This window comes from Yinghuangia seranimata (genome assembly GCF_029953285.1).
Taxonomy (GTDB): Bacteria; Actinomycetota; Actinomycetes; order Streptomycetales; family Streptomycetaceae; genus Yinghuangia; species Yinghuangia seranimata.
Genome location: NZ_JASAOI010000031.1, coordinates 51,290 through 75,247 on the forward strand (window position 1 = coordinate 51,290; position 23,958 = coordinate 75,247).

At 73.0% G+C, this 23,958-nt stretch carries 18 protein-coding genes and 1 pseudogene; 10 read left to right on the forward strand and 9 right to left on the reverse strand.

Features of this window, described 5'->3' with window-relative positions; all coding sequences use genetic code 11:
• Positions 1-125: 125 nt before the first annotated feature.
• Complete coding sequence (locus QI554_RS21120; RefSeq protein WP_281471724.1) at positions 126-1,229, forward strand: hypothetical protein; 1,104 nt, start codon at positions 126-128, stop codon at positions 1,227-1,229.
• A 74-nt stretch (positions 1,230-1,303) separates the two neighbouring features.
• Positions 1,304-2,572, forward strand: coding sequence for an LAGLIDADG family homing endonuclease (locus QI554_RS21125; protein WP_281471725.1), 1,269 nt, complete (start codon positions 1,304-1,306; stop codon positions 2,570-2,572).
• Positions 2,573-2,641: 69 nt separating this feature from the next.
• Here the strand turns inward: QI554_RS21125 and QI554_RS21130 are convergent, their stop codons facing one another.
• The 4 genes from QI554_RS21130 to QI554_RS21145 form a co-directional block, all read right to left on the reverse strand.
• Positions 2,642-3,523 carry an LLM class flavin-dependent oxidoreductase gene (locus QI554_RS21130; RefSeq protein ID WP_281471726.1) on the reverse strand — a complete coding sequence of 294 codons (882 nt, stop codon included), beginning with the start codon at positions 3,521-3,523 and terminating at the stop codon, positions 2,642-2,644.
• A 128-nt stretch (positions 3,524-3,651) separates the two neighbouring features.
• On the reverse strand, positions 3,652-4,314 hold the full coding sequence (def, locus tag QI554_RS21135; protein ID WP_281471727.1) for a peptide deformylase: 663 nt from the start codon (positions 4,312-4,314) through the stop codon (positions 3,652-3,654).
• Between the two features lie 112 nt (positions 4,315-4,426).
• On the reverse strand, positions 4,427-6,151 hold the full coding sequence (locus QI554_RS21140; RefSeq protein ID WP_281471728.1) for a hypothetical protein: 1,725 nt from the start codon (positions 6,149-6,151) through the stop codon (positions 4,427-4,429).
• 100 nt (positions 6,152-6,251) lie between these two features.
• Positions 6,252-6,797 carry a hypothetical protein gene (locus tag QI554_RS21145; RefSeq protein ID WP_281471729.1) on the reverse strand — a complete coding sequence of 182 codons (546 nt, stop codon included), beginning with the start codon at positions 6,795-6,797 and terminating at the stop codon, positions 6,252-6,254.
• Between the two features lie 200 nt (positions 6,798-6,997).
• Here QI554_RS21145 and QI554_RS21150 point away from each other — a divergent pair, with 200 nt between their 5' ends.
• On the forward strand, positions 6,998-7,588 hold the full coding sequence (locus QI554_RS21150; RefSeq protein WP_281471730.1) for an LOG family protein: 591 nt from the start codon (positions 6,998-7,000) through the stop codon (positions 7,586-7,588).
• 42 nt (positions 7,589-7,630) lie between these two features.
• Here the strand turns inward: QI554_RS21150 and QI554_RS21155 are convergent, their stop codons facing one another.
• The 3 genes from QI554_RS21155 to QI554_RS21165 all read right to left on the reverse strand — a co-directional run bounded on the left by QI554_RS21155 (position 7,631) and on the right by QI554_RS21165 (position 11,041).
• Positions 7,631-9,238, reverse strand: a complete 1,608-nt coding sequence (locus tag QI554_RS21155) for a hypothetical protein (protein WP_281471731.1) — start codon at positions 9,236-9,238, stop codon at positions 7,631-7,633.
• A 78-nt stretch (positions 9,239-9,316) separates the two neighbouring features.
• Entirely contained in the window at positions 9,317-9,463 is a 147-nt protein-coding gene (locus tag QI554_RS21160) for a hypothetical protein (protein ID WP_281471732.1), read from the reverse strand.
• 147 nt (positions 9,464-9,610) lie between these two features.
• Entirely contained in the window at positions 9,611-11,041 is a 1,431-nt protein-coding gene (locus QI554_RS21165) for an MFS transporter (RefSeq protein WP_281471733.1), read from the reverse strand.
• Positions 11,042-11,187: 146 nt separating this feature from the next.
• On the opposite strand from QI554_RS21165, the gene QI554_RS21170 reads away from it, so the two are divergent.
• The 7 genes from QI554_RS21170 to QI554_RS21200 all read left to right on the forward strand — a co-directional run bounded on the left by QI554_RS21170 (position 11,188) and on the right by QI554_RS21200 (position 20,014).
• The gene (locus QI554_RS21170) at positions 11,188-11,736 is read left to right on the forward strand and encodes a winged helix-turn-helix transcriptional regulator (RefSeq protein WP_281471734.1); all 549 of its coding nucleotides are present in this window, start codon (positions 11,188-11,190) and stop codon (positions 11,734-11,736) included.
• A gap of 136 nt (positions 11,737-11,872) precedes the next feature.
• The gene (locus QI554_RS21175) at positions 11,873-13,453 is read left to right on the forward strand and encodes a hypothetical protein (RefSeq protein ID WP_281471735.1); all 1,581 of its coding nucleotides are present in this window, start codon (positions 11,873-11,875) and stop codon (positions 13,451-13,453) included.
• Positions 13,454-13,959: 506 nt separating this feature from the next.
• The gene (locus QI554_RS21180; RefSeq protein ID WP_281471806.1) at positions 13,960-14,676 is read left to right on the forward strand and encodes a ribonuclease HII; all 717 of its coding nucleotides are present in this window, start codon (positions 13,960-13,962) and stop codon (positions 14,674-14,676) included.
• A gap of 120 nt (positions 14,677-14,796) precedes the next feature.
• Positions 14,797-15,729 (forward strand): DUF2510 domain-containing protein, encoded by a 933-nt coding sequence (locus QI554_RS21185; protein WP_281471736.1) that lies wholly within the window; start codon positions 14,797-14,799, stop codon positions 15,727-15,729.
• 193 nt (positions 15,730-15,922) lie between these two features.
• The gene (locus QI554_RS21190) at positions 15,923-18,505 is read left to right on the forward strand and encodes a TerD family protein (RefSeq protein ID WP_281471737.1); all 2,583 of its coding nucleotides are present in this window, start codon (positions 15,923-15,925) and stop codon (positions 18,503-18,505) included.
• Positions 18,506-18,959: 454 nt separating this feature from the next.
• A complete protein-coding gene (locus QI554_RS21195; RefSeq protein WP_281471738.1) occupies positions 18,960-19,421 on the forward strand; it encodes a hypothetical protein in 462 nt (153 codons plus the stop codon).
• A gap of 218 nt (positions 19,422-19,639) precedes the next feature.
• Positions 19,640-20,014, forward strand: a complete 375-nt coding sequence (locus tag QI554_RS21200) for a hypothetical protein (protein ID WP_281471739.1) — start codon at positions 19,640-19,642, stop codon at positions 20,012-20,014.
• 631 nt (positions 20,015-20,645) lie between these two features.
• Here the strand turns inward: QI554_RS21200 and QI554_RS21205 are convergent.
• Both QI554_RS21205 and QI554_RS21210 read right to left on the reverse strand, forming a co-directional pair.
• Positions 20,646-21,221, reverse strand: a pseudogene (locus QI554_RS21205) (hypothetical protein); the annotation flags it as partial.
• A 397-nt stretch (positions 21,222-21,618) separates the two neighbouring features.
• The gene (locus tag QI554_RS21210) at positions 21,619-23,790 is read right to left on the reverse strand and encodes a RecQ family ATP-dependent DNA helicase (protein WP_281471740.1); all 2,172 of its coding nucleotides are present in this window, start codon (positions 23,788-23,790) and stop codon (positions 21,619-21,621) included.
• Positions 23,791-23,958 lie beyond the last annotated feature (168 nt).

Below are 23,958 nucleotides of genomic sequence, written 5' to 3' on the forward strand. Positions count from 1 at the left end.
CGCACGTAGCTGACCAGCAGCTCACGAAGGGGATCGACCATTGGTCGGTCCCCTTCGTCGTGTCCGTGACCAGGGCGGCGTAAGCTGCCCGACATGATCAAGAGAATCGAGTCCTCCGTCCGCCGATGAGCGAGACGGCCGGGACGCAACCGCCCGGATCGCAGATATCCCTCTTCGAACACGCGCTACAACTCCACCTGCTGGCCCCGGACGAGCCACTGCCGCGGGACGGGGCGCCATACCCCGACGATGCGTTGCACCGTGGTCGACCTCGGCCGGAGCCTGAGGATCGGCACACCGTCGGCAAAGACGCCGCCCTCGTCTTGGACGCGCATTTCGCCCGTACCTCTGCCCTTCCCGGCGAACTGGTCGGCGCTTTCAACGATGTCTACGCCCCCATTTATCCCAACGCGCGCATCGCTGCGGCGGCTGAGCGCGCGGAAAGACGGCGTGTTCACGAAACGGGCCGATGGCTGGTCCGATACGGAACCGATCGTGACTCGGTCACCGTGGGGCTCGCCCTGGTCGCTGCCGTCGGAACGGTCGAAGACGTGCGACTGATCCAAACGATCGGCCTGCTGTCCAACCAGTTCGGTCCCCTTGCAGCGCACGCCTTGGAACGACTGCCTGGAAGCACCGACGCCCTGCTCTGGCTCGCCGATCGAGTCGCCGGCTGGGGACGGGTCTCCGTCGTAGAAGCCCTCTGCCGACTCGACGACCCCGTCGCCCAACCCTGGCTCCTCCGCAGGGCGTGCGACGGCGGTTTCCTCAACGCATACTTCGTTGGCAAGATCGCCCAGGTCACGCGCCTTCACGAAGTCGTCACCGGAGCCGAGGTGGATGACGAGATCGTCGACCACACCGGCAGATTGCTCTTGGTGATGACTTTCAGTCAAGGCATGGGCGTCACCCTCTCGGGTTATCCCCACGCCGAGGCGGTACTGGCTGCACATCTGCGTCACCTTGAGCAATTGGGGCCTTCCGCCACCCGGTACTGCACCGCTGCGTGGCTGGCGAACAGCCTGGGGGAACACGGTGATGCCGGTTCGATAGGGCCAGTTCAGCGATGGCAGCCCTACCGGGACAACTATCTGGCTCTCCTCGCGCGTGACGACTGGTGCGAGGTGGCGAGGGATGCTCTCGCGGCGAAGGACCCAGGCATCGCCCGGCTCGTAGGGACGCCGTCAGGCCGTCGGCTGCCGGCGTTCGCGAACCGGCCGAACGAGTGAACTATATTGTCTGATAACGGATTTACCGGTCATTGGATCGACGTCTTGTCGGTCCGGGTCGGTGGTCTCGATGCATGGAGAACACACCGAACAGCCCGACTGCTTTTGACCCGTGCGGCGCGATGGGCGGATTCCTCGGCAATCACAAGTTGTGGACCGACCGCGGCCTGATCGGCGCGGAAGACGCATTCGTTCGCTCGACCCGAGGCGATCACGTCCAAGCGGCCTGCGCATTGGATCGGCTTCGTCCCTGGCCGACATCGGAAGTGCGGTTGACGGAATTGCGTGTGCGGCCTTTGGGCGTACGCGCTGCGGTGCAGGTGCGTTTTGCCGACGGCTCCGCTGTGGCGGGCTCGGCGTGGCAGCGTGTCTGGACCCGGAATCGTGGCTGGGTTCCCTTGTGCAGGCTGGTTCCATCCGATGTGGTCGAGCGAGCCAATCTGGTGGTGCCCCGTGCGTGCGCTACCGCGTTGCCGCCTCCATCGGACTTGCTCGCCACGACAGCGCGTCAGGTGAAGGAGCTGTACCTGCCGACTTGCTGGACCACACCGTTGTGCCACTACCTCGGATGGTTGGTGGGGGATGGCTGCCTGACGCCGACGGCGGTAGTGACGGTGTACGGCTCAGCGGCCGATCAGTCGGTGGTGCTGCCGATGCACCGCCACCTCATCGAGGGCATCGCCGGCAACTCGCTGACGCCAAGCGTGCAGGCCAACGGGACGCTGCAGTTGCGGCTCACGCGCCGCCATCTCGTCGCATATCTGCGGGAGTTGGGCTTCTCGATGGCGCGCGCCGCCGAAAAGGTTGTGCCTCGTGCGATCGCGGAAGCTCCGAGGGATGCTGTCGCGGCCTTCCTCAGCGGTCTCTTCGATGCTGACGGATGCGTGGTCAACCAGTCCGGCAATCAGACGCGATACGTGGGATTGGGGAGTTCCTCAGAGCTGCTCGTGCGTGATGTGCAGCAGTTGCTCGCCTCGTGTTTCGGTATCCGGTCGCGGATCTACGTGTGTGATTCCAGCAATCGGACGTTCGCATACACGCGTAAGGGAGATGGCAGGAGCGTCGTGTATCAGGCGCGTGGTCCCCTGCATGATCTCCGGATCACCGGCGAGGGTATTCGGACCTTCCACGAGGCCATCGGTTTCCGGCTGCCGGCGAAGCAGGAGCGTCTCGAGGTGATCCTGGCCACGGGACGCTTCTACCGCAAGGACCCCGCCGTGCGCGTCGCCGCGATTGAGGATTTCGGCCGTCACCCCGTATTCGCGTTGGCGACGGCGTCTGAAACGGCCTGTGTCGTAGGCGGGAATATCGTGCCAGGGGAACGGATCAACCGCGGTCTCTGAGCAGCACTCTCGGTTGGGCTGAGCCAGTGCGGCCCTCGGGGGGAGGTTCCTCCGAGGGCCGCAGGTGCGTCAGATTCCCAACGCCTCGCGGGTGCGGTCTAGTTCGGTGGGGTCGGTGGTGGTGGGGACGAGGAAGAGTTCGTCGAAGCCTGCGTCGCGGACGATGTCGACGGCGGTGGCGAGGGATTTGGGGGAGTGGGCGCGGGCGCCTTCGGCGACGGCTTCGGCTATTTCGGGGCCGAAGATCTTGAGGTAGTCGAAGGCGTAGGTGTGGAGCCGTTGTTCGGCGTCGTCGCCGAGGGCGTACCAGAGGCTGGTCGAGAGGTGGGGTTTGTCGGTGCGGCCTGCGTCGTGCCAGGCCGCGCGGACGCGGTCGGCGACTTCGGCGAGGGCTTCGGGGTCGGGGTAGGCGATGGCGGTGCCGTCGTCGACGCCGGTGGCCCAGTGGGCGGCGCGGGCGGTGGCTTTGGGGCCGATGGCGCCGGCGATGAGCGGGGGGCCGCCGGGCTGGACGGGCGGTGGGCCGACGGGGTCGAGGTCGGGTTCGGGTGGGGTTCCGGCCCAGGTGGCGCGCATGACGGCGACCTGGTCGTCGAGGCGTTGCCAGCGTCGGTCGAAGGGGGCGGAGACGGCGCGGTAGTCCTGTTCGCGGCCGCCGACTCCGACGCCGACGGTGAGGCGTCCGTTGCTGAGGCGGTCGACGGAGGCGAGGTCTTTGGCCATGCGGACGGCGTTGTGCGACGGCAGCACGATGATGGTGGTGCAGAGCCGGACGCGTTCGGTGAGTGCGGCCGCGGCGGCGAGCTGCACGGTCATGGAGTGGCTGGTGTAGGCGACGCGTTCGGGGACGGCGAGGCTGGACCAGGGGCCTTCGTCGATGCCGCGGCACCAGCGGAGTACTTCGTCGCGCCCGTGGGGGAGCATGGTCGGGAGTGTCATGGCGATGTCCACGCCGCCGGATGCTGCCTGATCGGGCGTGCGAGAACAATGGCCGCGCGGGGTCGGCTCGTGGGCCGGCCCCGCGCCTCTGCCGTGAGGCGGGGGTCAGCCGGCCCCCGCGTCTGCTGTGCGGCGGAGGGTCAGCCGGCGAGCTGGGCGGCCTTGGCGGCGCGCTTGGCGAAGACCTCTTCCCGCATCGACTCCATCTTCTTCAGGGCGTCCTTGCGGTCGCGCTTGGAGAGGCGGTCGATGTACAGGTAGCCGTTGAGGTGGTCGGTCTCGTGCTGGAGGCAGCGGGCGAAGTAGCCGAAGCCTTCGACGACGACGGGCTCGCCGTTCTTGTCGACGCCGCGGGCGACGGTGTGGTCGGGGCGTGCGAGGTCCTTGTGCGGGCCGGGCACGGAGAGGCAGCCTTCGCCGGCTTCGTCGAGGTGGCGTTCGGCGGCGGGGAGTTCGTCGAGGACGGGGTTGAGGATGTGGCCGATGTGGCGGTTGCCGTCCTCGTCGGTGCAGTCGTAGACGAAGAGGCGGATGCCGACGTCGACCTGGTTGGCGGCGAGTCCGACGCCGTCGGCGACGTACATGGTGTGGAACATGTCGGCGATGAGCTTGTCGAGTTCGGGGGTGCCGAACTCGGTGATCTCGGCGCAGGGGTGGTGCAGGACGTCTTCGCCGACCACGGTGATGCGCAGCGTTTCGCCGGAGGCCGCCTCGGGGGCGAATTCGGGGTAGCTGTCGACCGGCTTGCCCTGGAGGTAGATCCGGGCCTCGGCTTCGTGGTCGTGGCTGTGCGGCTCGGACATCCTGGCGGGGCCTTTCGGTGGCGGTGTGGCGGCTGGGGGTTCCAGACAGGCGCGGTGGGCGGCGCTGTCCGGCAAAACTAACATCCCGCCGGACGGGCGTCGTCACGCCGTGTCACGGGAGCAGTGCGGAGGCCCGTGCGGTGACGGTGACGGGTCCGGGGGTGGTGACGGTGACGCGGGTCCAGTCGTCGGTTCCGCCGGTGATCCTGGTGCCGGGGTGGTCGGTGGTGAACCACGCGGTGTGGTGGATGCGCACGGTGAAGGTGCCGGGGGCGTCGGCGACGAAGGTGAAGCTGGACGGGCTGAGTTCGGTGAGCCTGCCGGGGCCGTCGAGGAGCGGGGTGGGGTCGGTGAGTTCCCAGATCCGCCAGTGCGCGTCGGACCAGACGGGGCGGAGCCAGTCGGTGCCGGCTTTGAGGATCTTGGCTTCGCGGCGGGCGGATTCGTCGAGGGGGACGTCGGGGAGGGCGATGTAGCGGACGCCGGTTTCGCGGAGCCAGGCGTGGTATCCGGCGGCGTCGAGGCGGGGGTCGTAGAGGGCGGCGTTGCGGTCGCGGTCGAGTTGGCGTTCCCAGCCGCGGGCGAGGGGCTGGTGCTCGGCGACGTAGACGCTTTCCCAGTGGCCGCGGGTGAAGGGGATCTCGACGCGGCCGACGGGCTGGTTGTGGCTGCGGAGGAAGGCGAGCATGCCGGTGTAGTAGCTGGTGTCGTCGGCGGCGCTGTCCTTGAAGTCGTGGGCGACGGCGATGCTGGCGGAGGAGAGTTGCCAGGCGAGCAGGGGGACGGCGAGCAGGGCGACGAGGCGGCGGCGGCCGAGGGAGAGCAGGACGACGGCGGCGAGGGGTCCGGCCATGACTTCGCCGAGGCGGGCGACGTTGCCGCCGACGGCGCTGGGGACGAGGTAGAGCACGGTGCCGGAGACGGCGTAGAGCCACAGGAAGCGGCGTGCGGTCTGGTGGCTGGTGGGGAGCAGGTAGAGGCCGACGGCGGCGAAGCCGAGGATGGCGCCGAGTCGCCAGAAGGGGAAGCCGAAGTCGCCGCCGCTGGGGAAGGCGAGGGCGGTGCCGAGGCCGACGGCGGCGGGGGCGAACGCGAAGCGGGTGGCCCAGACGCGTTGGGCGGGTACCCAGGCGAGCGCGGTCATGAGGAGGAACGCGCCGGCGAGGGGGCTGGCGAGGCCGCTGAGGAGGGCGGCGGAGGCGGCCCACAGGGGGTGTGCGCTGCGGGCGGCGAGGACGGCGAGGAGGGCGGCGGCAACGCCGAGGACGAACGGTGTGCGGCCGATGAGGTATTCGACGCAGATGATGGCGGCGAACCAGAGGGCGGCGATGCGGCGGGGCAGTCCGGGGCTGCCGACGCGGAGCCGACCCCAGGTCCAGGCGGCGAGGACGCAGGACAGTGCGGTGAGGGTGCGGGTGCCGATGCCGCCGGCGAGGGTGGGGGTGATGACGCTGTAGCCGGGGAGGAGGTGGCCGCCGTACCACTGGTTGTTCCACAGGACGGCGCCGTGTTCGCGGGCGAGCCAGGCGCGGAACTGCTGGGCGGGCCAGTCGGGTCCGGAGAGTCCGGTGACGGTGATGAGGCCGACGAGGGCGACGGTGAGCAGGTAGGGGCGGTCGCCGAGGAAGATCGCGGTGGCGCGGAGCCGGGGGGTGCGGGCGCCGGGCGGGACGCGCGGCGGCGTCGGGTCGGCGGGCGCGGGGTCGGTGTTCCGCGGTGCGGTGCGGGCGGCGTGCGCTGTGCGGGTCTTGGGGGGCGCGGCTGTGGTGCCGGGCGGCGGCGCGTGGTCGGGTCCGGTGGTGGGGCCGCCGGTTCGCGGTTCGTCCGTCGCGCTCATGGCGGCCGAGTTTTCCAGACCCGGGGGCCTTTCGCGCAAATCGCGTGGGGCGGGTGGGGCTGGCGTGTTGTGTCCCGGGGTGGGTGCGCCGGGTGTTCCGTCAGGTGGTGATGCCGCCGTCGACGGTGGCTTCGTCGCCTTCGGGGAGGGGCTCGGGCGGGTTGGGCAGTCCGGCGCGGGTACGCAGGTCGCGGGGGTCGCGGGGGCCGTCGATGCGGCGGATGACGGACAGCGCGGCGGCGTTGAACGCCTCGACGAGGGCCTGGCCTCCGTCGGCGGTCCACTCGGCGCGTTGGACGGCGTGCATGTTGTGGTCGAGTTCGCACCAACAGGCGACCTCGACGGTGGCGGTCACGCTGACGCGGGGGCCGTCCTGCTGCCAGACGTCGAGCCCGAGTTCGAGCCAGTCGCCGTCGGATTCGTAGAGCAGCAGCGCGGTGCCGAGCACGTGCGGCTGCGCCTCGGGTTCGGGCTGCGGGTCGTCGGGGTCGGGCTCGTTCCAGAACCAGCGTGCCGGGTCGTCGAGGGACCGGCGCAGGTCGAGGGCTCGCGCGGCGGTGCTGAGGCGGTCGCGGCCGGAGTCGTCGAGCTGCGGGAACAGCCGCTCGAACGGGATGTCCGAGGCCGGGCGTTCGGTGGGGGGCACGCGGGCATTCTGCTATGCGGTGGGGTCGCCCCGTCAATGTCGGATGGGTGATCGGTCGGTGTTGTGGTGTGTTCTTGACCCGCCGATGTCCTCGTGTGTGCCCTGTGGCCTGCGGTGACGCCCCGCGGGCGGGGGTGGTCCGGCCGGTTGCGAGAATTCGTGTGGATCGTTGGTTCGGGCCGGCCCTGGAGGGGATTCGCGTGCGTATAGCCGTTTTCGCAGGTTCGGCGTCGGGGGTGGGGCCGCGGTACCGCGAGGCCGCCGAGGAGTTGGGCCGGACGTTGGCCCGGGCCGGTGTGGGGATCGTGTACGGCGGTGGTCACGTCGGCCTGATGGGGGCGGTCGCGGACGCGGCGCTCGGGGAGGGCGGCGAGGTGATCGGTGTGATGCCGCGTGACCTGGTGGAGCGGGAGATCGCGCACCGCAGGCTGACGAAGCTCGAGGTGACGGAGACGATGCACGAGCGCAAGGCGTCGATGGCGGCGCTGGCGGACGCGTTCGTGGCGCTGCCGGGCGGTGCGGGCACGTTGGAGGAGGTGTTCGAGGTCTGGACGTGGCAGCACCTGGCGATCCACGGCAAGCCGGTCGCGCTGTTGGACGCGGCGGGGTTCTGGACGCCGATGCTGGCGGCGTTGGACGCGATGGTGGAGGCCGGGTTCATCAAGGCGCGCTACCGCGAGACGCTGCTGGTGGCCTCGGACGGCGCGGGGCTGTTGGCGGCGTGCGAGGCGTGGGTGCCGCCGGCGCCGAAGTGGGAGGGCGGGCTGGATCCGCAGGCTGTGGGGCGCTGAGCGTGGTGTGCCGCCCCGGTGGTGTGCCGGGGCGGCGCCGCGTCATTCCAGGATTTTCTTCAGGTCCGTCTTGATGGTGACGGGTCCTGGGGTGGCGACGGTGATCTGCGTCCACTCGTCCTTGTCGTCGGCGCGGATGTGGACGCCCTCGCGGTCCGCGGTGAACCAGAACGTGGGGTGGATGCGGATCCGGAAGACGCCGGGCTGGTCGGCGACGAAGGTGAACTCGGACGGGGTGAGCCGGGTGAGCCGGCCGGGCCCGTCGAGCAGCGGTGAGGGGTTCTGGACCTCCCACACCTGCCAGTGCTTGTCGGACCAGACGGGTTTGAGCCACGGGACGCCGGACTTGATGAGGTCGACCTCGGGCTGTGCCGACTTGTCTATGGGCACGTCGGGGAGGGCGACGAACCGTACGCCCATCTCCTCGACCCAGGCGCGGTATTCGGGGCCGGTGAGGATGGGCTTGTAGAGGACCTCGTTGACGGAGCGGTCCATCTGTCGGAGCCAGCCGCGTGCGAGCGGCATCTTGTCGGCGACGTAGACGCTTTCCCAGTGGCCGCGGGTGAAGGGGATCTCGATGCGGCCGAGCGGCTGGTTGGCGGTGCCGAGGTACTTCATGACGTCGGCGTAGTACTCGTACTTCTCGCCCTTGCTGTCCTCGCGGTCGTGGTTGATCGCGATGGTGGCGGACTGGAAGCCCCACACGAGCAGCGGGATCGCGAGGATGACGACCAGGCGGCGGCGGCCGAGGGAGAGCAGGACGATCGCCATGATCGGGCCGGCGATCATCTCGCCGAGGCGCGCCAGGTTGCCGCCGAGGGAGGTCGGTACGAAGAAGAAGACGACCGCGGACGCGGCGTAGAGCCACAGGAAGCGGCGCGCGGTGCGTTGTGTGGTGGGCAGCAGCCACAGGCCGACGGCGGCGAAGCCGATGATGGGCCAGAACCGCCACCACGGGAACGGGAACGTGCCCTCGTCGGGGAACAGCAGCGCGGTGACGAGGCCGAGTGCGGCGGGGCCGAAGGCGAGCCGGGTGGGCCACACACGCTCGTGGGGCACCCAGGCGAGGGCGGCCATCAGCAGGAACGCGGCGGAGAGCGGGCTGGCGAGGCCGCAGACGAGGGCGGCGACGCCGGTCAGCACGAGGCGCTTGTTGCGGGCGGCGAGCAGCGCGAGGAGGCCGGCGGCGACGCCGAGGGCGAACGGTGTGCGGCCGATCAGGTAGTCGACGCTGGCCATCACGGCGAACCAGACGGCGCCGGTGCGGCGGGCGAGGTCGTTCTTGCCGACGTCGAGGCGGGACCACGCCCACGCGGAGACGATGCAGGACAGCGCGGTCAGCGTGTGGGTGCCGATGGCGCTGGACAGTACGGGGGTGACGACGCTGTAGCCGGGGAGCAGGTGGCCGCCGTACCACTGGTTGTTCCAGAGGATGGCGCCGTGGTCGCGGACCAGCTGGGTGCGGAATATCGCGGCGGGCCAGTCGGGTCCGGACAGTCCGAGCAGGATGATGAGCCCGATCAGGGCTCCGGTGATCAGGTACGGCCGGTCGGCTATCGCGAGGCCGAAGGCGGCGAGGCGTGTGCGCAGTCGACCGCGGGTGGGTCGGGGCGTGCCTGCCGTGGGCGGCGCGGGGGCTTCGGTCGTCACGTGGGTGGAGTCTTCCAGAAGGCGGCGCCGGCGGAGGATCCCGGCCCGTTAGGTCCAAATTTGTCGGTTTGTCGTCTCTCAGTATCGGGTGGGCGGGGCGATGGCGGTGACCTCGCGGGCGCACGGGACGGCCGCGAGCGGCACCGGATAGCCGGGCCGCGTGCGGACGGCCCAGGTCACGCGGGGTGCGCCGGGGCGGGGCCGGTGGCCTTGGTCGTGCGTCACACCGTCCTCGTCCCCGGTGCCGTCGCGGGGTCGACGTTAGTCGCGGGCCGGCCCGGGTGTCCGCTGGACAACCCTCACATTGACGGCCGCCCGGGCCGTGACCTTTGTGTGGTCACGGCCCGGGCGGCGGCGGGTGGGTTCGGGGGCTTACCGGGCCGAGGCGTCGCCGCCGCGGACGGTGGCCGCGACGAGTGCGCCCAGGACGCTGAGGGCCACGCCGACCAGGATCGCGCGGTCGCCGCCGGCCGCGAGGGCCTCGGCGGGGGTGGAGCCGGACGCCGACTGGACGATGGCGACGACCATCGCGCCGCCGAGGCTGGCACCGGTGTAGCGGGCGGCGTTGGCGGCGCCGGCGCCCATCGCGGCGCGGTCGGCGGGCACGCTCTCCACCGCGAGGCGGGTCGAGGAGGCGTTCAGCAGGCCGAGGCCGATGCCGGCGACGACCAGGCCGGGCACCACGCGGACCCACGATGTGCCGGTGTCCATGCCGTACAGGCCGAGGAAGCCGACGCCGATGACGGCGAGGCCGAGCGCGACCTGGCGGCGGGCCCGCACCTTGGCGGACAGCCGCCCGGCGGCGACGGCCGCGACGACGGAGGTGGCGGACCAGAACGCGAGCAGCCCGGCGGACTGGACGGGGTCGAGGCCGAGGACGCCCTGGAAGAGGGTCGGCAGGTAGGACGCGATGGCGATGACGGCGAGGCCGGTGACGACGGAGCCGAACATCGACACGGCGAACACGGGGCGGCGCAGCAGCCGCAGGTCGAGCATGGGCTCGCGGCCGCGCAGGGCGGTGGCCGCGTAGGCGGCCAGGAACGCGACGGCTATGGCGAGCAGGACGAAGACGGTGCCGCGGGTCCAGCCCTGGCGGCCTTCGACGAGGGCGGCGGTCAGGGCGCCGATGCCGCCGCCGAGGGTGAGCGCGCCGAGCGGGTCGAGGCCGCGGCGGACGGGGGAGCGGGACTCGCTGAGCGTGGCGACGGCGACGAGGGCGAGCAGCGCGCCGGCGGCGGTCTGCGCCCAGTAGGGCGCGGCGTGTCCGGCGGTGCGGGTCAGGCCGGCGGCGGCGAGCGGGCCGAGGGCGATGCCGCCGCCGATGGCGGCGCCGACGGCGGCGGTCGCCCGCACGCGGGCCGCGCCGGTGGGGAAGGCCTGGCCGACCAGTCCGAGTCCGGCGGCGAGCAGGGCGGCGCCCGCGATGCCCTGGAGGACGCGGCCGACGACGAACGGTACGAGCGATCCGGCGAGCGCGGTGAGCGCGGACGCGGCGGCCAGCAGGAGCGCGCCGGCGAGGAAGACGCGGCGCCTGCCGAGGATGTCGGCGAGGCTTCCGGCGGTCAGCTGGGTGGCGGACAGGCCCAGGCTGATGCTGCTGAGGATCCAGGCGGGTCCGGTTGGCCCGGCGTCCAGATGTCGGACGGTGTCGGGAAGCACGGCGAACGGCGCCGTGTAGGTCATCAGGACGAGCAGGGTCGCGGCGACGACGACGGCCAGGGTGACGCCGGGTGCGCGGCGGCCTGACGTCTGGGCGGCGGAGTCGGTGGCGGTGGTGCGGGCGGGGACGGCGGTGGCGGACATCTGGATTCCTCGGGTGCGTGGCGGAAGGCGCGAGGGACAGGAGTGCCGCACCTCGGCCCGTGTTGGTTCATTCATTGAACCGAGGCGACGGGACGACTGTAGCACCAAAGTTCAATGAATGAACCAAGGCGGGGTAGGCTCGTCTCATGGCACTCGGAAAGGACTACGCGGGCCAGGACTGCGCCCTCGCCCGCGCCCTCGAACTCGTCGGCGAGCGGTGGACCCTCCTCGTCGTGCGCGACGTCTTCTACGGCGTCCGGCGCTTCAGCGACTTCCAGGCCCACCTCGATATTCCCCGGGCCGTCCTCACCGCACGGCTGTCCGCCCTCGTGGACGGAGGCGTGCTCGAGCGCCGCCGCTACCAGGACTCACCGCCGCGCGACGAGTACGTGCTCACCGAGGCCGGCGTCGCCCTGTGGCCGGCCGTCTACGCGCTCGCCCAGTGGGCCGTCGCGTTCCTCCCCACCGCGGCCGGCGCCATCCGCGAGTTCGCCCACGTCACCTGCGACGCCGTCGTCGACCCCGCGGGCCTGTGCGCGGTGTGCGGACGCGTCCCGCCGGCCACCGAGCTCGAGACCCGGCCCGGGCCCGGCATGGCGACCTATCACCGCGACGACCCGGTCAGCGTCGCGCTCCGCCGCCCCCACCGGCTCATCGAACCGCTCCAGCCGGCACTGGCCGAAGCCCGCGCCTGACCACCGCCCCGAAGCCGGCATCCCGTCCGCGCCCGGCCGCAGCCCTGAGCCAATAGGGTGTGCACCGGCGGCCGGGCCAGGCCGCCGGGCCGCCGTGCCACGGCGGCGCGACGACGCGGCGGAGGAGTCGTTGGGCGTGAAGGCTGCGGGACTGCGGGCGTTCGTCGCGGTCGGGGTTCTCCTCGCGCTCTATGTCGCCCTGTCGCTCCCGTTCGTCGTCGCGGCCCTGTTCATCGGGCTGCTCGTCGGCGGCACCGACCTGTTCGCGTCCGGGCAGGCCGTCATCGTCGCCGAGCTCGTCATCGTGCTCGTCGCCCTGGTCATCGAGGTCGCCGGCCCGCGCCGCCTGCCCGCCGGAGTCTCCGTCGGACCCCGCGACCAGCCGCGGCTGTGGGCCCTGGTGCGCGCCACCGCCCGCGAACTCAACGTCCCCGAGCCCGACGGCATCGTGCTCACCGGCGGCACCGCGGTCGGCGTGCGCGCCGTCCGCCGCCCCGGGATAACCCTGCACAAGCACCTCGTCCTCGGCTCCGCCGTGCCCGGAGCGCTCACCGAACCGCAACTGCGCGCCGTCATCGCCTGCGCGCTCGCCGGACTGCGCCGCCGCAGGCCCCCGCTGCCCGACCAACTCGCGCTGCACGGCCTCGACATGGTCGCCGGGCTCGCCGAATCCGCGCGCTACCGCAGCGCGCTCGGCGACGCGGCCGCCGCCTTCGCCGAGCGCTACGAGTCCATCTGCGCGCCCGTCGTCGACCTGCAGGAACGCGTCCAGGACCGGTACGCCGCGAACGTCTACGGCACCGACGCCGTCGCCGACGGCCTCGACGCGCTGCGCCGCGTCCGCACCGCGTGGGGCTGGTACCGCCGCGGCTACCTCAGCGCCGGACTGGCCTCCGGCTGCGTCTCCGCCGACCCCCTCGGCGACTTCAAGGCGCTCCTCGCCGACCCGGTACGCGCCGCCGCACTGGCCGAACTCCCGCCCGGCGAACCGCCGCACCCGCTCGCCGCCCGCGCCGACCGGCTGCGCCGGCGTCCGCTGGACGGCACCCTCCCGCTGCGCGGCGGCGAGGCCGGCATCGCCCTCGGCCTGGACGACCCGCGCCGCGTCAGCGCCCACCTGCACGCCTACCTGATCGCCACCGACGACGAAGGCCTCGCCGCGAGCGGCGCGTTCGAGGTGCTGGACGGCATGACCTCGCTCGACCGCGAGGCCTTCCTGCGCCAGGTCAGCGGCTACCGCGCCGCGTACCGCGGGTCGCGCATCGCCCCCGCCGCCCGGCAGGCGGGCGCCGAACTCCCGGTCACCCTCGGCGGCGTGCTCGGCCTCCTCGTCGAAGGACGCGGCGAGACGCTCTCCCGCGAGTACGCCAACCGCAACGCGCACCGGCGCCCCGCGTCGGCCGCCACGGACGCGGGCGGCCCCGACGCCGTCGACCCCGCGGTGACCGCCCTCGCCGCGCTGCTCGCCTGCGCCTGGGTCGACTCCGGGCGCGCCCGCTGGAAACTGACCTGGTCCGGCCACGACGAGGTCACCGCCCACGACGGCACCCCCCTCGACCTGCCGGGACTCGCCGCCCGCGCGCTCGCCGGGCCGGAAGGCGCCCGCGAGCTGCGCACCGCGATCACCAGCGCCGGGGTGTCCCTCTACTACGAGGCCAAGCTCCCCGTCTCCTTCGCCGCCGCCACCGAGCGCGAGACGGCCGTCGGCCACCGCTAGGGCCTGGTGGAAGACCCGCTGGGCGCGCGACGCCTGGCACCGCGCCTTGGGGCATTGCGCGGGTGGGCTGTCAGCGCCCGGCGTCCTCCGAGTACGACCGAGTCCGGAAGCGAAGGCAGCCGTGCATGGTGGCCGTTCCCGTGGTGCTTCTCGGCCGAACGCCGGGGGGAGCCTTGCGATGCACGGCACGAGAAACCGCGTGCCGTCCGACGCGGGTCATGGCCGTCGGGCGTTCTTCACGGACCTCCTCGCGTGGTCGCCCGTCCGGTGATTCGGGTCGCCGCGTCCGGCCGCTATAGCCTGGAGGCGTGCCCATCCCCAAGCAGTCCCGCGCCACCGCGGCCGAGCCCGTCGCGCGGACCGGGGCGGACGAGCCCGGCACCGCCGCGACGAGCGTGGCCGAGGCCGCACCGGCGCCCGCGCGGAAGCCCGCTGCCGCGGCCGCGAAGACCGCGGTGAAGAAGGCCGCCGCCAAGCAGGCCGTCAAGAGGACCGCCAAGGCGGCGGTGAAGAAGACCGCCAAGAAGGCCGCGAAGAAGGCCCGCCCGGCCGGGCCGACCGATGTGATCGAACGCGAACTGATCGCCGCGGGCGCGCAGGTGGTCGCGGGCGTCGACGAGGTCGGTCGCGGCGCGTGGGCGGGTCCGCTGGTGGTCGGCGCGGCGGTGTCCGCGAGCACGCCGCCGCCTGTGGGGCTGACCGACTCCAAGCTGCTCACCGCGCGCAGGCGCGAGGAACTCGCGCCCGCGGTCGCGGAGTGGGCGATCGCTTACGCGTACGGCGCGGCCTCGCCGGAGGAGATCGACGCGCTCGGGATGACCGCCGCGCTGCGGCTCGCGGCGGTGCGCGCGCTGGAGGCGCTGCCGGTCCGTCCGGACGCCGTCGTCCTCGACGGCAGCCACGACTTCCTGGGCGCGCCGTGGCAGGTGCGCACCGTCGTCAAGGGCGACAGCACCTGCGTCGGCGTCGCCGCCGCGTCGGTCCTGGCGAAAGTCCATCGGGACGCGATGATGGCCGAACTCGGCACAACACACCCCCAGTTCGCATTCTGCGACAACGCCGGCTACCCGTCGCCGACGCACCGTGCGGCGCTGGAGGAGCTCGGGCCCACGCCGTACCACCGGATGTCCTGGGCATACATGGACGACCTGCCTCGCTGGCGGCACCTGAAGCGGGTGCGCAGCGAGCTCGAGGACGCCGGACAGACCGCGTTGGACTTCTGACGGCCCGGCGTCGCACGGGGTGCGGCGCCGTTGCCGCGGCCGGGGCGTGGGAGGCGACGCGCGTCACGGTTCCCTATAGCGGCTCCCGCGATCCGGTGGGCGGGCGGTAGTTTTCCCCGCGTGACTGCCTCGATACCTCCCGGCTGGTACGACGACCCTTCCGCGCCCGGCATGGAGCGCTGGTGGGACGGCAACCAGTGGACCGAATCCTCGCGCCCGCGGTCCGACGCGCCCAGCGTCCCGCCCGCCCCTGCCTCGGCTCCCGGCTTCGGCGCCGAGCCGATGCCGCCGGGCGGCATCGGCGGGCCCGGTGCGCCGCCGCCGTTCCCGCCGGGTTACGGGCCCTACCCGCCGATGGGGCCGCCGCCCGCGCAGAAGCGCAACCGCGGGCTGGTCCTCGGCCTGGTGGCGCTGCTGGTGGTCGGTGGCCTGATCGCGATCCTGGTGTTCGCGCTGGGCGGCGGCGGGGGCGGCGGCACCGCGACGTCGGGCCGGCTCGCGGACCCGACGACGGGTGTCTCGGTCCCGCAGATCAAGGGCTGGGAGCACACCGACAAGCACTCGCCGACGCACCAGATCAAGGACCGCATCCCGTGCTCGGACGAGAGCAGCAACCCGTCCCTCGGGCCGTCCGACAGCCCTTCGGACAGCAGCGACGAGTCCGAGTCGCACTGCTACCTCGGTGAGATCGAGGTCGGCGCGATCCCCGGCAAGTCCTTCGACAGCGCGGTCAGCAAGATGAGCACCAGCGCGGCGAAGAACAGCGGTTTCAAGATCACGAAGACCACGCGTGACGAGCGCATCAAGATCGACGGCAAGGACGCGCACATCCTCGTCTACGAGGTGGAGGACAAGAAAGGCAGCGCCAAGCGCTCCGCCACGGTGCAGTTCATCGTCATCGACGCCAGCGTCGAGGACGGCGGCAGCAAGGCGTACCCGATCGTCTTCACCGGCGTCGACCACGACTCCAAGGCGCCGGACAAGTCCGTGCTCGACACGGTCCGCAACGGCATCAAGGTCGGCCAGCCGACGCCGACCGACAGCGCGTCTTGACCGTATCCGGACCTTGCACAGCGGCGGGGCACGGGTGATCGGGCGTACAGTTCGGTCACCCGTACGCCGTCCCGTCCTCGCGTGCGAGACGCCGCGAACGGGTAACTTCCTGGGCTGAGGGATCCGCCGGAGACCCTCATGCGCCGTCCGGGGTGCCCCGCACCGCCCGCGGTCGGCAGAGATCATTTGGGGGGTGACCGTGCGTCTTGGGGACCGCCTGCAATGTCCGGGCTACGCCGTGGTCGGCGTGGAGACCACCGGGCTGTCGCCGCACCGCCACCGCATCGTCGAGATCGCGGTGGCCCTGTGCGACACCGACGGGCAGGTGACCGACTTCTTCACGACGCTGCTCAACCCGGACGCCCCCGTCGGGGACTTCCAGACGCACGGCCTCTTCGACGACGACGTCGTGGACGCCCCGGCGTTCGGCGACATCGCGCCGTGGCTGGTCGGCCTGCTGCGGCAGCGCGTCGTCGTCGCCCACAACGCGCGGTTCGAGCTCGGCTTCCTCGAGCGCGAGTTCCAGCGGCGCCGGCACCCGACCGTGCCGCCGCTGACGATGCTGTGCACGATGCGCGAGGCCCCGGAGTACCTGCCCGAGGCGCCGCGCTTCACGCTGATGGCGTGCTGCGAGGCCGCCAGCGTCCCCGTCGACTCGGGGTACGGGGCGGCGGCCAAGGCGATGGGCGCGGCCCGGCTGCTGGCCTACTACCTGGAGCAGGGCGCGGGCGAGGCGCGCCACTGGCAGCAGGCCCGCACGGTCGCCGCGTCGCTGAACTGGCCGCGCCGCAAGGCCGACCACGCGCCGCGGGTGTTCTCCCGCGACGACGCGCACGCCGCGCGGCGGGCCCGCGAGGAGGCCGAGCAGGCGCGTCGCCGCGTTGCCGTGTCCTACCTGGAGAAGGCGCGCGCCTCCGGCCCGCCGACCGGTGTCGGGGAGGGCCCGGACAGCTACCTCGCGGTCCTCGACGCCGCGCTCGAGGACCGGGTGATCACCCCGGAGGAGGCCACCGACCTGGCCGAACTCGCGGTGACGCTGGGCATCTCCGAGGAGCAGCGCAAGGACCTGGACCGGCTGTACGTGACCACGCTCGCCGCCTCCATGGTCGCGGCGGGCCCGGTCATCGACCGTGAGGAGCGCGCCGACCTCACGCGCGTCGCCGCCCAGCTCGGCATCCCCCGGATCGCGCTCGACGAGATCATCGCGATGGCCCGCGACACCGCCCACGACCAGGGCGCCGGTCCCGGTGCCGCCCGCATCCTCGCGACCGGGCGCGCTCTGCTGCGCGGGCAGCACGTGCTGTTCCACGGCTATCTGGCGGTCTCCCGCTCGGAGTTGGAGCAGCGGATGGCGCGCGCCCGCCTGGAGCTCGCGTCCGGGATCCACGACCACGTCGACGTCCTGGTGGTCGCCGACCCCGACGAGTCGGCGGACCGCACCTACTGGGCGCGGCAGCGCGGCATCCGCGTGCTCATCGAGCCGGTGTTCCTGGCGCTGCTGTCCGACCTGGAGCGCGAGAGCGGCTCGGCCGCGGACGCGGCCTCCCGGGTCGCCGCCGCGGGTGCGCTGGCGCATGTGGGGGCGCCCGCGGGAGCGGCCGCGGCGGCGTCCGGCGGCGTCCCGGGGCCGCGTACGACGAGCGGGTTCCTCCTGCCGCGACCGGGCAGTTCCGGCCATACTCCGCCGCAGACGGCCGGCCTTCCGCCGTACGGCACGGACGACACCCCGACCGGGCCGGTCACCGGCGACGCCGGGATCGGCGAGGACGAGACCGAGGCCGGGACGGTGCCGATCCCGCCGATTCCTCCTCCGCCGTCGCCCGAGGTGACGGCCGCCATCAGCTCGGCGGGTACGGAGGTCCCGACGATGTCCGAGGCGCCGCTGCCCGGTGTGCCGGCCAAGCCGACCGAGCCGCCCGCCCTGACGCAGGGCGTTCCCGTCGGCGGGGCCGGGACCGGCGGCGCTCCGCTGCCGCGGACCACCGCGTCGCCGGTGCCCGGCACGCTGCCGGCCGATCCCGTCGGCAAGTCGCCGGACGGCCCCGGCCGCCCGGTTCCGCCGAAGCCGGCCGCGCCGCCGCCCGGGACGATCGCGGCCCCGGCGGCCGCCAAGACCGCGCCCGTCGCGGCCCCGGCGGCCGCCAAGACGGCGCCTGTCGTGACCCCGCAGACGCCTGTCCAGCCCTCCGTCCCGGCGGCCGCCCAGCCGCCCGCCGAGCCGGTCGAGGAGCCCCGCGCGCTGCAGCGCGGCCAGGCCGTCACCATCGACGAACTCGGGACGTTCACCGGCGCGCTGCGCGTCGAGGCGGCGTGGTGGGGTCCGGAGGAGGTCGACGCCGACGTCATCGTGCTGGTGCTCGACGACGACCGCCGCGTGGGCGCCGACGAGGACCTGGTCTTCTACAACCAACCGGTGCACCCGAGCGGCGCCGTCCGCCTCGCGGGCAAGGTGCAGGACGGCAAGCCGGGTTCGGACTCGGTGGACATCGACGTCACCTCGCTCGAGCCGGGAAGGGTCCGGGTGCTCGTTGCGTTGACGCTGGACACGGGCTCGGGGGTCACCTTCTCCCAAGTCCCGGTCGCCGTCGGTATCGTCGACCCTGTCACACGGCGCCGCCTGGCCGACTTCCGGCTTACGGGCGGGGAGGAGACCGTGATGATCCTCACCGAGGTGTACCGTCGCGGGGACTCGTGGCGGCTGCGCACGGTGGGGCAGGGGTACGCGGAAGGTCTGGCGGCCCTGGTGACCGAATACGGAGTGGTGGTGGACGAATGACGCGGTAGCGACCTCCCGACCGCCGCGACCGCTCCGCTCGTTTCCGGCGGGCGCCCACCCGGGTCCGGCCGGTGTCCGGCACCCGCTCCGCCCGCCCGTCCCTGTGTGACCCACCCGCCCACACCGACCCGGTCTGTGCACGCCCGGGGCGGCTTTGATAAGACTGGCGACCATGCCGCGTGTGTTTTCCGGGGAACCGGACGCCGACCTGTCCGGGGCGTCCCCGCGTACCTCCGCCTCCGGGCACTCCGGACCCACGACAGACGACCACACCGTTCCCCAACTCACGACTGCGAATCCGGTGACGACAGCAAAGTCCGCGGCACCCAAGCCGTCCGCTCCCCGTAACCCCGTCCACGCCTCGGGCGTCCCCAAGCCCGGGCCGCCGCGCCCTGCCGCGCCGAAGCCCGGCCCCCCGCGTCCGCAGGCCGCGGTGCCCGCACCGGCCGCTCCCGTGGAGCGGACCGAACCGACCCCCAAGCCCGCTGCCGGCGGGGCGTCCGTCCCGGCCGCGCGCCAGGAGACGCAGCCGTCCGGCCCCGACATCCGCCTGGTGTCCGCCACGCCGGAGACCGCGCTGGACGTCGCGGACGAGACCGTGGACTCGCTGCTCGACCAGGGCACCGCGCCCGACTCGATCCTCGTGCTGACCACCGGTGAAGCGCACCCGTGGCAGCAGCACGAGGAGTCGTTCGGCGCGGAGCAGTACTGGCGCCAGTTCACGGAGGGCCGCGACGTGTTCTACGCACCGGCCCTGAACGACCGTCAGCTCCGTCGCGACACCGTCGTGCTCGTCGTCAACGGCTTCGCCGACCAGGCGCGCTCGACCGACGCGATCGTGTCCGCGCTCGGCGCGGGCCGCGCGGTGATCGTGTGCGGCGACCTCGACCAGGTCCGGGCGCTCACCGGACTCTGATCGCGGAAACCGCCGCGGAGGACCGCCCGGTGCGCACGATGCGGCCGGGCGGCTCGACGCTGCCTACCACAGGCGGGGTTGCGGCGACGCAGTCCACGGACGACCCGCACACGCGGGCCGGAAGTCGGCTACGGTTCCTTCCCATGTCGGAATCGTCTTCGGTGGCCCGGCAACCGGGCCCGTTCTCGGCCGAACCCAGTGGGCTACGGTTCCCTTCCATGTCCGAATCCCCGTCTATAGCCCAGCTGCTCGACCGCTTCCTGAGCGATCAGGAAGACCGGTTGACCCTCCAGCAGTACCGCGCGTGCAGCACCGTCGTGGACATGCTGGCCGCGTACCTCAACCGCTATGCGTTCGCGACGCTCAACGTCGTGGACCGCAAGGAGTGGGACGAGGCGTACGAGGCCGGGGACACCGAGGCGTTCTGCAACCTGTTCGGCGTCCGCAAACTGGTCATCGGGATCAAGCCGTTCCACGGCGAGCACCTCAGGGGGCGTCTCCGCGCTCCTGAGATGGTCCAGGAGCATGCTCTGACGGTCACCTCCGAGCTCGCCGACTGGCTGGCGTCCGAGGGCCTGTCCGGCGGCGCGTGAGGCGATCTGCGGCCCGTTGAGGGCCGCGCGGGCCGCACCCTGAGGCGAGACCGACGCGGCGCGTCTCGCCGCCCGTTCCTGACGTCCAGTCAGAGGCGGTGTGCGGAACCGCGATCCGAGCCTGCCCCGCGGCGGCCGCGGCGGACCGCCCGAGTCGGGCCGTGCCGCGTGCCCTCGTCGTGCCCCGGTCCGAGCGACGGCCCGGCGCGCGTGACCGTTCGACGGCTCGGCGGCGAACTGCCGCTGGGTGCACACCTCGTGGAGCGTCGGCACGGTCGCGAGGACGGCACGCGGCGCTGATCCGTGCCCGGCGGGATTCCGGTCCCGCGCGGGTCTGGCGTCAGGACCAGGCGGTCAGGGGCGGGGCCACGTCCGACAGGTAGCGCACCGACGCGGTCGCGTGCAGGGCGGGAACATCGCCTGCCGCGATGCTTCCCGGTTCTTCCACGCGTCTTGGCGCGGACGGGAGTTCGACCGCGCGGGCGACCGCCACCAGTTCACCGCCACCCGCCACGCGGACCGGCGGGGCCGACGACGCGGCGGGCGCTGCTGCGGGTGCCGGGTTCGCGACGATCGCCGCAGCGGCGGGACGTTGCGGCCTGCTCGGCGTGACCCGGCTGGGACGGGTGCCGCGCCGCCGGGTTCCGGCGGCCCGGGACGGATCGCGCGGCGTTTTCCGCGCGCTCTGGACAACGCCCGCCGTCGTGCCCGGTACGCGGACCGGCACCGGGGTGCGTCCTTCGCGGCCGTCGCCGACCACCTGCCAGCCGTCCTCCGCCAGGACGACCGCCGCGCCGCAGCGCAGGCCGTGCAGCTCGCAGGCGTCGCGCAGGCCCCACATCCACCGGCCGTCGTCCGGCTCCCAGCCGCGCGAGCCGTCGCGGCACAGCAGCAGCACGGTGGTGCGCACCGGTGCCGGGCGGCGCAGGTCGTCCGGGACGATCATGCGCAGGTTGGCCAGGATCACGTTGCGGCACTGCCAGCCGTCCGGCTCGCCGTCTCCGGTGTCGAGCGGGAACGAGGCGCTGGCCACCGGCCGCCCTTCCGCGTCCAGGACGGCGACGACCGCGGTGCCGGCCTCGGGCCGGTGCAGTTCGTGGAGCCGCGCGACGAGTCGGCGCGGATCGCGCAGCAGCGGCACCCCGGAGGCCTGCCACGCGGCGGGGTCGAGCAGGCGCACCGGCTCGGCGGCGATGCTTCTGGTCAGCGGGGTCCGGACGGCTGAGGCGGTGGCGGCGGTGGGCACGGCCCTCCTTCGGTCCGGGGGCGGGCCCGGTCAGCGCGGACCCCGCCGTCAGCCGATGTAGTCGCGCGCACGCCGAACCAGGGCTATCGGACCACAAAGTGATTCGATGCCTGAAGATCGCCAGGGCGCTAAGTCGATTCTCGCGTGTGTGTGGGAGGACCGGCAACACGCGGGCGTGATCGGCTGCATAGGAAATGCAGGTTTCACGTCCCTGTCATCTGTGCGCCGGGCGGAAGCCGCATGCTCCGGATCAATCGGAATTGATAAGGAAAGCGTCATTTGCGGCAAATTCCCGAGCGTGCTCACGCCGACAGCCCCGCCTGCGGGTCGGCGTCGACCGTGGTCCTGGCGCCGCCGCTCAGGCTTCGACGGCGAGGACGAACGGCAGGACCTCCTGGGCGCCGGCCTGCCGCAGCAGCCGGGCCGCGACCGTGATGGTCCAACCCGTGTCCGCCCGGTCGTCGACCAGGAGGACGGGCGCCCCGAGGCCGCGCACGGCCTCCGCCAGCTCCGGCGGGACGGTGAACGCGCCCGACAGCGCTCGCAGCCGCTGCGCGCTGTTGCTGCGGGCCGGGGCCGGCACCGCCCCGGGCGCGTACTCGATCCGCCCCAGCAGCGGCAGCCGCCCGACCTGGGAGAGCCGGGCCCCGAGGCTGTCGACGAGCGTGCCGTGCGTGCGCGAGGCGAGGGTGACCACGCCCCCGGGCCTGCGCTCCCATCCCCAGGTCGCCAGGACCTGGACGACGGCGGCGAACACGTCGTCGGGCACCGGGCCGTCCGCCGCGTCGGGGGCCAGCAGCGGCCGCAGCCTGTTGCCCCACCCGATGTCGGACAGACGGCCCAGCGCCCGCCCCGTCCCGGCCTGCTCGCCGGCCGGGATGCGGCCCTTGAGCTCGACCCCGGCCTCGCTCATGCCGGTCGGCCACATGAGGCGGGGCTTGAGATCGACGCCGGGGCGGCCGAGTTCGGCGCGCGCGGCCTCGAGCGCGGCCGGGTCGACGCGGTCGTCGTAGCGCGGTCCGGCGCACGCGTCGCAGCGGCCGCACGGCCCGGCCTGCTCGTCGTCGAGCTGGCGGCGCAGGAACTCCAGTCGGCAGCCCTTCGTCGCCACGTAGTCCCGCATTGCCTGCTGCTCCTGGGCGCGGGCCTGGGCGACGCGGTCGTAGCGCCCCGCGTCGTACCGCCACGGCTGGCCGGTGGCGATCCAGCCGCCCTTGACCCGGCGGGCGGCGCCGTCCACGTCGAGCACCTTGAGCATGAGCTCGAGGCGGTTGCGGCGCAGGTCCACGCGCGGCTCCAGGGCGGCGGTGGACAGTGGGCGCCCCGCCTCGGCGAGAACGTTCAGCGTGCGGTGGACCTGGTCCTCGGGCGGGAAGCCGAGGGAGGCGAAGTAGCGCCAGATCGCCTCGTCCTCCCGGCCAGGGAGCAGGAGGACGTCGGCGCGCTCGACGGCGCGGCCCGCGCGGCCGATCTGCTGGTAGTAGGCGATGGGCGACTGCGGCGCGCCGAGGTGGATGACGAAGCCCAGGTCGCCCTTGTCGAAGCCCATGCCGAGGGCCGAGGTCGCGACCAGGGCCTTGACCCGGTTGGCCAGCAGGTCGGCCTCGGCGGCCTGCCGCTCCGCGTCCTCGGTCTTGCCGGAGTAGGCGGCCACCGTGTGGCCGCGGGCGCGCAGGTAGGCGGTGACCTCCTCGGCCGCCGCGACCGTGAGGGTGTAGATGATGCCGGAGCCCGGGAGCTCGTTGAGGTGGGTGTCGAGCCAGGCGAGCCGGTGCGCCGCGTCGGGCAGGCGCAGCACGCCGAGGGTGAGGCTCTCGCGGTCCAGCGAGCCGCGCAGGACCATGGCGTCGGTGTTGTCGGCGCCGGTGCCGAGCTGCTCGGCCACGTCCGCCGTGACGCGCGCGTTGGCGGTGGCGGTGGTGGCGAGGACCGGCACCCCGTAGGGGAGGTCGCCCAGCAGGGTGCGAAGCCTGCGGTAGTCGGGGCGGAAGTCGTGGCCCCAGTCGGAGACGCAGTGCGCCTCGTCGACCACGAGCAGGCCGCAGGTGGCGGCGAGCTTGGGGAGCACGGTGTCGCGGAAGTCGGGGTTGTTGAGGCGCTCGGGGCTGACGAGCAGGACGTCGACGTTTCCGTCGGCGACCTCGGCCTGCACCGCGTCCCAGTCGTCCATGTTGGCGGAGTTGATCGTGCGTGCGCGGATGCCCGCTCGGGCGGCGGAGTCGATCTGGTTGCGCATGAGCGCGAGCAGCGGCGACACGATGACGGTCGGGCCCGCGCCGCGTGCCCGCAGCAGCGCGGTCGCCACGAAGTAGACCGCGGACTTGCCCCAGCCGGTGCGCTGCACGACCAGCACCCGGCGCCGCTCCGCGACCAGGGCGTGGACCGCGCGCCACTGGTCCTCGCGCAGCCGCGCGGAGTCGCCCGCCAGGCCCCGCAGCACCGCGTCCGCCTCGGCGCGGAGCGCGGCCGCGTCGGGGTGTGCGGAAGCGTCGGAGGGGCCTGGGCCTGGGGTGCCGGCTGCGGTGGTCATGCGCTCCTTTCTAGTCGGTGTGCCGGACAAACCGGGAATCCGCGCCGCGCGGCAGTGGAGAAACGTTCAGGCTCGGCCGTCGGCTGTGGATTTCCGGTGCCGGGGCTTGGCCGGCGGCGCGCGGCGCGGAAGTGTGGGCGGAAAGCGGGCGAAACGCCGGCGGAGGGC